This window comes from Chitinophaga sp. G7 BAM 1005 (assembly GCF_057126945.1).
In genome coordinates, this window is record NZ_CP181478.1 from 291,705 (window position 1) to 304,350 (window position 12,646).

Below are 12,646 nucleotides of genomic sequence, written 5' to 3' on the forward strand. Positions count from 1 at the left end.
GCTTTTTGCAACAATTGCGCCATTTAACTTTTAAAGTTTTGCATCTTCTTCTTCTGTGAACATATCAATGATTTTTGTTTTCATTTTGTCCAGGAAGTTTTTCAATGAGGCGTTTCTTTCTTTTGCTTTCCGGTCCTGTATTTCCTGACTGCTGGGGGATTCTTCTTCTATCCAGTCTTCGGTTGGAGCCACCGACTGAGCAGCCTGTTCTTTGGCCAGATAGCTGGTATTAATTTTTACATAGTTTTCTTCCAATGCTTTACGATCGTTTTCAAAATCGTTGTAACCTTTCAGGATCAGGCCCACGCAGGTAGCATACATAGGTTTGGTTAATTCATCTATGTGGCCGCTTGCGAGGTGCTCGTTGGGGAATCCTATACGGGCGCTTGCACCGGTGGTGTATTCTGTCAGCTGTATGAGGTGTTTCAGCTGAGATCCGCCACCAGTAAGGATGATGCCGCCATTCAGCATTTTATTATCCATACCGATCTGCTTGAGATGATATACCACAAAATCGAGTATTTCACTCATGCGCGCCTGGATGATGTGTGCCAGGTTCTTCACGGAGATCTCTTTGGGGCTCTGACCTCTTAATCCGGGGATCGTGATATAGGCATTTGTTTTGGCTTCATCCGCCAGGGCATAACCGAACTGTACTTTCATCTGTTCCGCCTGTGTTTTCAATACACCCAGGCCGTTCTTGATGTCGTTGGTAATGTTTTCACCGCCGTACGGAATAACGGCCGTGTGTTTCAATATACCTTCATAAAATACAGCCAGGTCGGTGGTACCACCGCCAATATCCACAATAGCTACACCTGCTTCAAAATCCATATCGCACATTACCGCTGCAGCAGAAGCCAGTGGCTGGAGTACCAGGTCGCGTATTTTGAGACCGGATTTTTCCACGCTGCGGTTAATGTTACGGATGGCGTTTTTGTCGCCGGTAATAATATGGAAGTTTGCACCCACCTTTACCCCGGACATACCGATCGGGTAAGTGATGTTCTGCAGACTGTCCACGATATATTGCTGCGGAATCACATCGATGATCTGATCACTCGCGGGAATAACTGTTTTGTACTGATCGTTGATCAGCTGGTCAATATCTTTCTGGGATATTTCCGCATCAGTGTCATTGCGTACAATATCTCCACGGGTTTGCAAACTTTTTATATGATGACCGGCTATACCAACATATACTTCGTTAATTTCCAGGTTGGGGTTGGACGCATAACAATTTTCGAGTGCTTGCCTGATAGCTTTAATGGTCTGGTCAATGTTCAGCACCATACCGTGCTGTACACCAAACGATGTAGCTTTTCCGAATCCCAGGATTTCCAGTTTCCCGTATTCATTCTTCCGTCCTGCAATGGCAGCAATCTTCGTAGTACCAATGTCGAGTCCTACAATGATGGGAGCTTCCTGATTCATGGCGTTTTTTGTTTTTTTGATGTGTTAACAGATTTATTCCCTGGCTTATACACTGCTTTAGGTTGTTGTTTGGCCGGCGCAGCTGCTTTTCCTTTCTTCACCTTTTCTTTCTGCGGTTTAGCCTTTTCTTTCGCTGCGTGTACCGGTTTAGCCACCGGTTTGGCAGGTTCGGTATGTACCGGCTTTACTATTGCCGGTGCTGCCGTTGTTGAATCTTCGCTGTCCGCTATCGGCGGTTCATCTGCATCGGCCAGTTTCAAACTATCCGTTTTGATCACTGGTTGCAATGGAACAACGCCATCCTTGCGGGTACACACCACTTCGTTTTCAAATGCGATGTTGATGCGTGTATAATTATTCCAGCCTACTTTGTTCAATCCTTCCTTATAAAAAGCCAGCAGTTTGGTGAATTTTTTTTCTATGTCTATACCTTCTCCGAATGCAATCACCTGGTCACCCAGTTTTGGTATGAACTCAAACCTGCGATCGTCCGTGATTATGAGTTGCTCTACCTGTGCCATCCAGAAAGGATCATTACCAATGTAAATACCCATATCCACGATCTGCGCTGCCAACAGGCTGTCGGGTCTCTGCAGCTTTTCTGCATCCGTGGGAAAGCCTGTAAACACGGGTACTCTGGCTGCATAACGACTGGATACCGGTATATGTTCGCCGGCGCTATCCAGGTAAAAACTGTTTCCTGAAAAAGTAAATATCCTCGCCACCGGCTCGCGTTGTATTACTTTGATGTTCAGCTGCTGGCCGTTATCAAAATAGATCTCCGCATTTTTTACCCAGGGATCCTGGTCTACAATGGACTCCAGCTCTGCTATATTGATATCGGCAATACTTTTACCGATCGGGTTCAGATTTTTATCTTTCGTGATCAAAGATTTTATATCCTTTGATTCAATAAAAAAGTTATCATCTTTCCCTTCAAATTTTACCTGTATACTTTTACATTTACCGGCATCCTTATCCTGTATAGCCGCCACCAGCAATACTACAAAGCCTGTAAGCACCATTCCCCAGAGAACGGCGACACCCAGTCGTTTTAATATGGTGGTAGTTTTAGACAAGCTTTTTATTTTTAATGTTGTGTTATTTTGTTTTTAAGAAGATGAGCCACCGGTTCTTTTAACTGGTCGATATCTCCTGCCCCGGCCGTGATTAATAATGGTACATCCTGTTTGCCCAGGTATTCCACTACTTCTTCTTTCGGTAAAATCTTTACGGGTACTGTTATTTTATCTGCAATCATTTCACTGGTAACTCCTGCTATCGGCAGCTCGCGCGCCGGATAGATAGGAAGCAGTATCACCTCGTCTGCCAGGGAAAGGCTTTCTGCAAAGCCATCCGCGAGGTCACGCGTGCGGGTGAATAAGTGCGGCTGGAAAATAACGGTGCATTTTTTCCCGGGAAACAATGCTTTTGCACTGGTGATCAATGCGCGCAATTCTTCCGGATGGTGTGCATAATCATCGATGTATACCTGTTGATCTGTTTTTACCACATATTCAAATCTCCGTTTGATCCCTTTGAAACTGGCAATGGCAGCACGGATTTTACCGGTATCTATTCCCAGCAGATGTGCTACCGTGATAGCAGCAACTGCGTTTTCCACGTTGTGCATACCGCCAATGTGCATCACGATATTATCGATCATCCAGTTCTGCTGCTTTACATCAAACTCGTATCCGCCGTTGATCATGCGGATGTTGGCGGCGTAAGCGTTGGCGGCATCGTTTTGTAAACTGTACAACAACTTGTTTGTTGCATTGAGTTCTTTGTTGCGATGCAGGCCGAACCTGGCAATCAGCGTGCCATTTGGTTTAATATTGTGTGTGTACTGAATAAAAGCATCTTCCATTGCTTCCGGCGTGCCGTAAATATCCAGGTGATCTGCATCCATAGCAGTCAGCACCGCGATATCCGGACTTAATTTCAGGAAAGAGCGGTCATATTCGTCTGCTTCAATTACTGCTACCGTCTTATCGCTGCTCCAGAAATTTTTATTATAATTCACGCTGATGCCTCCCAGAAAAGCGTTACAGCCGTAACCACTGTCAGTGAGCAGGTGAGCGATCATGGTGGAAACGGTGGTTTTACCATGTGTGCCTGCTACGGTGATGGCAAACAGGGAACGTGTAATTTCCTGCAGCACATCACTGCGCTTTACTACTTCATAACCATTGTTGCGCAACCACTGCAACTCTGTATGGGTAGCCGGAATTGCCGGCGTATACACCACCAGGTTAGCGGTTTTGTCGATTAAGTTAATATCGTCTGTATAATGGATTTGCATACCTTCTGCTTCCAGCTGCTTTGTGAGCGCTGTGGAGGTACGGTCATAACCGCCTACCTGCACGCCTTTCTCATTGAAGAAGCGTGCAATGGCGCTCATGCCAATACCACCGATACCGATGAAATAAACCCTTTGTATGTTGTTCAAATCCATATATTCTTCTAAAAATCTCTTCTAAATAATTCCTAAAACCTGGTTGGCAATAGTAACATCCGCATGTGGATTACCCAGTTTGCCGATATTGCTTTCCAGTTGTTCCATCAGCGCTTTGTTCTGCAAAAGGCTGAACAGCACAGTGCCCAGTTGTGATTGTACCTGGCCATCTGTAATGATCAGGCCCGCCTGTTTGTTTACCAGGTTCATGGCGTTAGACGTTTGATGATCTTCTGCCGCGAACGGGTAAGGCACAAATATCACCGGCTTTTTCACAACACACAATTCCGCAATCGCCAGTGCGCCGGCCCTTGATAATACTACATCTGCTGCTTTGTAGGCAAAGTCCATCACGTTGATGAAATCGTATACTTTAATATGCGATCCATACGGTGCTGCAGCAGCTTTCGCTGTTTCATAATAAGGCTTCCCTGTTTGCCAGATCAGCTGTATATCCTTGTCCACTATTTCTTTTAACAGTGGTTGTAATCCTTCATTAATGGATTTAGCTCCCAAACTGCCTCCTACGGCGAAAATGGTTTGCTTTGCCGTACTCAGTCCAAAATGCTGCAAGGCATCTTCCCGTGTTACGGCCGACTGGGAAATGCTGTTCCTCACAGGATTGCCGGTCATTACCAGTTTCTCTGACGGAAAAAATTTTTCCATACCATCGTATGCCACACAGATCTTTTTCGCTTTCCTGCCCAGTATTTTATTCGTTTTTCCCGCAAAGGAATTTTGTTCCTGTATCAGGGTAGGTATACCGTTTTTCTGCGCCCTGTTTAGCATCGGAAAACTCGCATACCCGCCTACACCCACTACCACATCAGGCTGAAAGCTTTGCAGGATGGCCTTTGCACGACGCAGGCTTTTCCATATTTTAAACGGCAGCAGGATATTTTTGAAAATATTACTGCGATTAAAACCGGCTATTTCCAATCCTTCGATCGGATAACCAGCCTGCGGTACTTTCTCCATTTCCATTTTTCCGGTGGCGCCCACAAAAAGGATGTTGATGTCCGGCTCTATTTTTTTCAACGCGTTTGCGATCGCTATCGCCGGGAAGATGTGTCCCCCGGTACCGCCGCCTGCTATGATCACTTTGCGTTGCATGTTCTGTTCCTGATTACAATTATTGTTATAAATACGTATTAAGCGACTGCAGCGTTTTCCGATTGCGCAATAACTCTTTCCAAACGCTTTTTTTCTGCCTGTTTACCTTCCATTTCTTCCACATTCCGCGATACACTTAATATAATACCGATGGCCATACTGGTAAATAACACGGAGGAACCACCCATACTTACCAAAGGAAGCGGCAGCCCTGTAACCGGGAACAGCTGTACGTTTACCGCCATATTGGTTAATGCCTGTATTACCAGTGTTACACTGAGTCCTACTGCCAGGAATGCGCCGAAAGCATAAGGACATCTTTTATAGATCCGGATACTTCTCAGTAATAAAATCATATAAGCTGCCAGTATCAGGAAGGCGCCAAACATGCCATATTCTTCTATGATAGTGGCATAGATATAATCGGAATAGGCGTGTGGCAGGAAGTTACGTTGTGTACTGTTGCCGGGTCCTTTTCCCAGAATACCACCACCTGCAATGGCGATGTTGGCCTGTTGTACCTGGTAAGGCGTTTCTGTATGATCACCGTGAATGAAGTTGTCGATACGTTTTTCCCATGTTTTTGTACGCATCTCCATGCCGGTTAATTTGGCTATTCCGAAGAGCAGCACTACCATTACAGCTCCCACAGCTACCATTGACGCCAGGAACCTGATGGGCACCCTGCCTATAAAGCAAAGGAGCATGCAGCTGGCGCCCAGTAAAAGGGCGGTACTCATATTGGCAGGCATGATCAGTGCGCAGATGATGCCAACCGGTATAATGATGGGCAGAAATCCTTTTTTGAAATCATTGATCAGGTTCTGCCGTCTCGATAACTGCCTGCTTACATACATGAATATGGCGAGTTTAGCCACATCGGATGTTTGAAAGGTGAGGTTAATGATCGGCAGCTTGATCCACCTGCTGGCTTCATTGATATTGGAACCAAAGGCCAGTGTGTACATCAGCAATGGTATGGATACCAGGAATCCTATTTGTGCTACGCGGGAATAAATAGTATAGTTCACGCGGTGCGCAAAATAGATGATCACCAGGCCCATCACCAGTACCGTAAGCTGCTTCAGGAGATAGTACTCCGTGTGGCCGCCTCTTTCGCGGTAGGCAAGTGAGCCGGTAGCGCTATATACAGCAAGCAGGCTTACCAGCGATAGAAAAAGTACTACCGTCCAGATAACCTTATCGCCTTTTGTTCTATAGAGCAATCCCATCATTAACTGCGTTTTGCTTTCATTTGTTTTTTTAGATGTAACCCTTTATTCTGTTAATCAACACCTGTTTACAGTGCTTTTACTTCTTCCTTAAACTTCCTGCCACGGTCTTCATAATTTTTAAAGAGGTCGAAGCTGGCGCATGCGGGCGACAATAAAACGATGTCTCCTTTTGCGGCCTGTTTAAATGCCTCCTGTACTGCGTCGTGCATACTGGTGGTGTTGATCATCACCGGTGTGTCTTTTGATAACGCAGCAAAGATGGGGGTGTTGTCCACGCCCATACAAATAATTGCTTTTACCTTTTCTTTCACGAGATCACGGATGGCATCGTAGTCGTTGCCTTTATCCACGCCGCCCATGATCAGTACAATGGGCTTGTCAAAACTTTCCAGTGCAAACCAAACGGAGTTTACATTGGTGGCTTTGCTATCGTTAATAAAATCCACGCCTCTAACCGTGGTCACGTATTCCATGCGGTGTTCGAGGCTTTCGAACGACGCAAGGCTTTCGCGGATCTTTTCATTTCTTATATCCATGGTCCTGCCTGCAATTGCTGCTGCCATTGAATTATACAGATTGTGTTTTCCCTTTAATGACAGGTCATACATTGACATGATAACCGGTTCTCCGTTGACATCTATGTGCAACTGGTCGTTGGCAATAGAGCCGCCTTCTTTCAGTGGTTTCATGATGGTAAAAGGTATTGATGCTGAATAAATGGGTTGCTGCGCTAAATGTCGCATGATCTCAGGATCATCCATGCAGTAGATGAAGTAGTCTTCAGCTGTCTGGTTCATGGCAATTCTGAATTTGGAGGCTACGTAATTTTCCATGTTATAATCGTAGCGGTCCAGGTGATCAGGCGTAATGTTCAGCAGGATGGCCACATTGGGTTTGAAGTCCTTAATGTCATCCAGCTGGAAGCTGCTGATTTCAATCACATAATACTCCGCCGGTGCGGTTGCCACCTGCCTGGCATAGCTCACTCCAATATTGCCTACCATCGCCACATCCAAACCTGCGTTTTTAAAGATGTGATAGATGAGGGCCGTAGTGGTACTTTTGCCGTTGCTGCCGGTGATGGCAATGATCTTTTTACCTGTCGAGAAACGGTAGGCCAGCTCTATTTCAGAAATCACAGGTATGCCTTTTTCGCGTACCTTTTTCATCAGTTCCGATTTCTCAGGAATACCGGGGCTTTTAACGATTTCGTTTGCATCCAGTATGATATCCCAGGAATGATGCCCTTCTTCAAAAGAGATCTGGTTTACCGCCAGTTCCTGTTTATAATTATCTTTTATTATTCCTCCGTCAGATACAAATACATCATACCCTTGCTGTTTTCCCAGCAAAGCCGCACCTATTCCGCTTTCTCCTGCTCCTAATATGACGAGTTTATATTTCATTTCGTTTAGTCTCCTTAGTTAGTTTTATCTCATTTTCAATGTTGCAATGGCTACTACCACACACATAATAGTTACGATCCAGAAACGTACTGATATTTTACTTTCGTGATAACCAATCTTCTGATAATGGTGATGCAGCGGCGACATTTTCAGAATGCGTCTGCCTTCGCCATACTTCTTTTTAGTGTATTTGAAGTAAGATACCTGTAACATCACCGACAGCAATTCCACCAGGAATACACCGCAGAAGATAGGTATCAGTAATTCTTTCCGCACAATAATCGCCAGTGAAGCAATGATACCACCCAACGCAAGACTACCGGTATCGCCCATGAAAACCTGCGCCGGATAAGCATTGTACCAGAGGAAGCCGATACATCCACCCACAAAGGCAGCAATGAAAATAGACAGTTCCCCGAGATTCGGGATATACATAATGTTCAGGTATTCTGCAAACTGGATGTTACCGGATACATAGGCAAAGATGCCGAGCCCTATCCCAATGATGCCAGAAACGCCCGTTGCCAGCCCATCTAAGCCATCTGTAAGATTAGCGCCATTGGATACGGCCGTAATAATAAAGATGACCACCAGTATATAGAGTACGAACGTATACTTTTCTGCGCCCGGAATCCAGGAGATCAGTTTGGAATAATTGAACTCATGATTTTTTACAAACGGAATAGTGGTGATGGGTGTTTTAACATCCACAAAACGGTGTCCATCACGGGTTACACGCTCCGGGTGATTAGTTACCTGTTTTTCATAAGGCGCCAGTTTTTTTGCCCCCATTACTTCACGGGATACCACCACATCTGTATTGAAATAAAGTGTACAGCCAACAATCAAACCAAGTCCAACCTGTCCCATGATCTTGAAACGTCCTGCCAGTCCTTCTTTATTCTTTTTAAATACTTTGATATAATCATCCACGAAACCGATCAGTCCTAACCATACGGTAGATAACAGGATCAGCCAGATATATACATTAGCCAGCTGTGCAAAGAGTAAAGTGGGAATTACGATGGCAGATAAGATAATCAGTCCACCCATCGTTGGGGTTCCTTTTTTGGTATTTTCTCCCTGAAGGCCCAGTTCACGGATAGTTTCGCCGATTTGTTTTTTCTGGAGAAATTTAATAATCCTTTTACCGAACAGCAAAGAAATAACCAGCGACAGCAGTAATGCCATCGTTACACGGAAAGTGATATACTGAAACATACCACCGCCGATGACGCTGATCTTAAATTCTGTTTTCAGGTAATTTAAAAAATAATATAACATATGTTTTAGTCGTAACCCGCCCTCCGCTGTCCGGGGAGTACAGGCTTTTAAGTCATTGGATTATTAAGTATCTGTCTTCAGTTTTAGTTTATTTCTCCAGGATCTTCATCAGGTCCAGCAGCACTTCTTTATCATCGAAGTGATGTTTAACGCCTTTTATTTCCTGGTATTTTTCATGTCCTTTACCTGCCACCAGGATGATGTCTTCCCGGTTGGCGAGCGACAGCGCCGTTTTAATGGCTTCTTTCCTGTCGGTAATGGAAATAACTTTCTTTTTAAGGTGAACAGGAACGCCTGCTTCCATTTCCCGGATAATTTCCGCCGGATCTTCCGAGCGGGGATTATCAGAGGTAAGGATCACGCGATCGCTGTTTTCTACTGCTACATCTCCCATCACCGGGCGTTTGGTGGTATCCCTGTCGCCGCCGCAGCCTACTACTGTGATCACCTGTTCATTGCCTTTACGCAGGTTTTTGATGGTAGCCAGTACATTTTTCAATGCGTCTGGCGTATGTGCGTAATCAACTATAGCGATGATCTGTTCTTTATCGGAAATGATATAATCAAATCTGCCTTCTGCGCCGGAGGTATCACTGAGTGCCTGTAATGTTTTGGCTTTATCTATACCCAGCAATACTGCTGCGCCGTAAACTGCCAGCAGGTTGTAGGCGTTAAATTCACCGATCAGCCGGAAATGCACTTCTGTATCTCCTACAAGCATCACCAGTCCGGTGAGATTGTTTTCCAGGATCTTTCCTTTGAAATCTGCCAGTGTGCGCAGGCTGTACGTTGCTTTTTTAGCTTTCGTATTCTGCAGCATTACTGTTCCTCTTTTGTCGTCCAGGTTAGTGAGCGCAAAAGCGGAGGAGGGCAGGTTGTCAAAGAATGATTTCTTTACCCGGATATATTCATCAAAAGTTTTGTGATAATCCAGGTGGTCATGGGTGATATTACTGAAGATGCCTCCCGCGAATTTTAGCCCGGCAATACGTTGCTGGTGAATAGCGTGGGAGCTTACTTCCATAAACACATACAGGCAGCCGTCTTCCACCATCTGCGCCAGCAGGGCGTTCAGGTTAATGGGATCGGGCGTGGTATGTGTGGCTGGTATAACGGTATCGCCTATCTGATTTTGTACGGTGGATAATAATCCACAGTGATATCCCAGTTTGGTAAACAACCGGAACAGCAGGGTAGCGATGGTTGTTTTTCCGTTGGTACCGGTAACGCCTATCAGTTGTATTTTATGAGAGGGGTTATCATAGAAGTTGCCTGCCATGATACCGCTGCTGACAGCGCTGTTGCTTACCTGTACATAGCAAACATTTTCTGCCAGTTGTCCGGGTAAGGTTTCACAGATCACTGCTGCGGCGCCCAACGCAATTGCTTTTTCAATGTACACGTGTCCGTCTGTGTGTACGCCTTTCACTGCAATGAAAGCATCTCCGGATCCGATGGACCTGGAATCGGTGGCGAGTGCATGAATGGCAATATCTGTATTACCATGCACCGCCAGGATGCTTACATTATACAATATGTCTTGCAGCGTCTTCATCTAGCTCAGTTCTATTACGATTGTTTGTTCGTTTCCAATTTTAGTTCCGCCGGGGAGTGATTGCATTTTCACTTTACCGGCGCCTTTTATCACTACCCGTAATCCGGCATTTTCGAGCAGGTACAGGGCGTCTTTAAGGCCCATTCCGGTAACATCGGGCACTGCGCCTTTTGTTTGTGCTACCTGCTGGAAGGCAATTTTGCGGTCTGTTACTTTAGCGCTTACCCAGCTGTTGTTAGCGGGGGCGTTGCCAATGGGCAGCTGCAGTTTTCCCAGGATTTGTTTCCATTCACTGCCTTTGCCATTTTTCAGTGACAGCAGGGTATCCAGTTGCATGGTTGCCTGCATGGGTTTTTGTCTTTCTACCGCGATGGCATATAATTTATCTGCCACCTCTCTAAACACAGGACCCGCAACGCCTGCACCGTAAAAGTGCAATGCATGCGGTTTATTTTTTATTACCACCACGCAGGTGTACTGCGGATCATTTGCCGGAAAATAGCCGGCGAATGACGACTGGTAGATTTTATCTGCATACCCGCGGTTGCCGTTGGCTACGAGCGCGGTACCGGTTTTGCCTGCAAAGGTGTAAAACTGGCTGCGCAGCTTTTTAGCGGTACCATCTATCGGCACACCTTCCAGCATGGCCTGTACCTGTTTCAGCGTGCCTTGTGAGCAGATGCTGTCCAGCAATACGGTAGGCTCAAACTGTTTTACTACCTGGCCATATTCCTGTATGGAGTTGACGAGGTAGGGTTTCATCATTTTACCGTTGTTAGCCACTGCATTGTACAGCATGCACGTTTGCAGCGGGCTGATAAGCACTTCATATCCGAATGCCATCCAGGGCAGGGATGTGGCGCTCCATGTTTTGGAAGCGGTGGTTTTAATAACCGGTCTTCCTTCGCCTATGAGGTCTATACCGGAAAACTGGTCGAGCCTTAATCTTTTCAGATGGCCCACGAATTTATTAGGTTGCCGGTTATAGAACTGGTAGGCCAGTTTTGCCATACCCACATTTGAACTAAGTTCAAATGCGTGTTTGATGGTTACGTTTTGCGGGCCGGGGTGAGGTTCAGAATCGAATACGGTTCTGCGGCCTACCTGCCAGCGGCCACCATCCATGTTTACCATAGAGTTCATGGTGGCGTATTTATCTTCCAGCACTGCGATTACGGTGGCCAGTTTAAAGGTGGAACCGGGTTCCCCTACCTGCAGTGCGTAGTTCATATCTTCCCAGTAACCGTTGCCATCGGGTTGTTTGCCGAGGTTGGCGATTGCTTTTATTTTACCTGTTTTCACTTCCATGAGAATGCAGGTGCCATGATCGGCTTCATTCTGCACCATCATGTTCATGAGGGCTGTTTCCACGATATCCTGCATGTTTACATCGATGGTGGTCACTACATCACGTCCGTTTTCGGGTTCAATATCGTAACCGTCTACGGGTACATAGGTACCTCCTGCGATGCGGCGCATCAGTCTTTTACCGGTAACGCCTTTCAGGTATTCGTTGTAGGTTCTTTCGAGACCAACGCTTTGTGAATTTTCGCGTGCCAGTCCGATGGTTCTGTTGGCGAGCAGTTTAAAGGGGTTGATGCGCTTACTTTTGGATTCGGCGATCATGCCGCCTTTGTTTTTGCCGAGGCGAAACATCGGGTAGCTGCGTAATTCCTGGTATTGATTAAAGGGTACGTCTCTTTTAAGTAAAAAGTAACGGTCCTTTGATTTATATCCTTCCTGTAACTGTTGTTTCCAGGCGGCTTTGCTGCGGTCGGTGAACAGTTGGGAGAGACGGTAAGACAGTGAGTCTACGTTTTCCTTGAACACCAGGCCGTTTTTATCCCGGAGGCCGTCCGCTGCAAAGTCTATCCGGATGTCGAAATACGGGATGGAGGTCGACAGCATCCTGCCTTCCTCCGAGTAGATAGTACCTCTTTCTGCGTCCAGTGCCACGTAACCGGTGTGCAGGCTATCGGCCATACCGCGCCAGTAGTTGCCCTGTACGTTCTGGATATAGAATACTTTCACCAGGATGGCGACGCTGAACAGCGCCATGCCGATGAGGCACAGATACACTCTCCACAATATGTCCTTTTTTACATCCACGATGTTGTATTAGCATTTTAGTTTTTAGCCTTTAGCTGTCAGTTATTTACCC

At 45.9% G+C, this 12,646-nt stretch carries 9 protein-coding genes; all 9 read right to left on the reverse strand.

The genetic code is table 11. From position 1 onward, the window contains the following. Nucleotides 1–30: 30 nt before the first annotated feature. Nucleotides 31–1,434, reverse strand: coding sequence for a cell division protein FtsA (gene ftsA / locus ACMXI2_RS01250; protein ID WP_483779922.1), 1,404 nt, complete (start codon nucleotides 1,432–1,434; stop codon nucleotides 31–33). Then, nucleotides 1,431–2,513, reverse strand: coding sequence for a cell division protein FtsQ/DivIB (locus ACMXI2_RS01255; RefSeq protein ID WP_483779923.1), 1,083 nt, complete (start codon nucleotides 2,511–2,513; stop codon nucleotides 1,431–1,433). Before ACMXI2_RS01255 ends, ftsA begins: the two co-directional genes overlap by 4 nt. A gap of 11 nt (nucleotides 2,514–2,524) precedes the next feature. Beyond that, nucleotides 2,525–3,892, reverse strand: coding sequence for a UDP-N-acetylmuramate--L-alanine ligase (murC, locus tag ACMXI2_RS01260; protein ID WP_483779924.1), 1,368 nt, complete (start codon nucleotides 3,890–3,892; stop codon nucleotides 2,525–2,527). A gap of 21 nt (nucleotides 3,893–3,913) precedes the next feature. Then, entirely contained in the window at nucleotides 3,914–5,005 is a 1,092-nt protein-coding gene (gene murG, locus ACMXI2_RS01265) for an undecaprenyldiphospho-muramoylpentapeptide beta-N-acetylglucosaminyltransferase (protein ID WP_483779925.1), read from the reverse strand. A gap of 38 nt (nucleotides 5,006–5,043) precedes the next feature. Further along, on the reverse strand, nucleotides 5,044–6,240 hold the full coding sequence (locus tag ACMXI2_RS01270) for an FtsW/RodA/SpoVE family cell cycle protein (RefSeq protein ID WP_483779926.1): 1,197 nt from the start codon (nucleotides 6,238–6,240) through the stop codon (nucleotides 5,044–5,046). Nucleotides 6,241–6,305: 65 nt separating this feature from the next. Continuing rightward, entirely contained in the window at nucleotides 6,306–7,646 is a 1,341-nt protein-coding gene (gene murD / locus ACMXI2_RS01275; protein WP_483779927.1) for a UDP-N-acetylmuramoyl-L-alanine--D-glutamate ligase, read from the reverse strand. A 24-nt stretch (nucleotides 7,647–7,670) separates the two neighbouring features. After that, nucleotides 7,671–8,930, reverse strand: a complete 1,260-nt coding sequence (gene mraY / locus ACMXI2_RS01280; RefSeq protein WP_483779928.1) for a phospho-N-acetylmuramoyl-pentapeptide-transferase — start codon at nucleotides 8,928–8,930, stop codon at nucleotides 7,671–7,673. 88 nt (nucleotides 8,931–9,018) lie between these two features. Then, on the reverse strand, nucleotides 9,019–10,485 hold the full coding sequence (locus ACMXI2_RS01285) for a UDP-N-acetylmuramoyl-L-alanyl-D-glutamate--2,6-diaminopimelate ligase (protein WP_483779929.1): 1,467 nt from the start codon (nucleotides 10,483–10,485) through the stop codon (nucleotides 9,019–9,021). Beyond that, nucleotides 10,486–12,564: a penicillin-binding protein gene (locus tag ACMXI2_RS01290; protein WP_483782424.1), complete on the reverse strand. Its 2,079-nt coding sequence runs from the start codon at nucleotides 12,562–12,564 to the stop codon at nucleotides 10,486–10,488. Nucleotides 12,565–12,646: the final 82 nt, after the last annotated feature.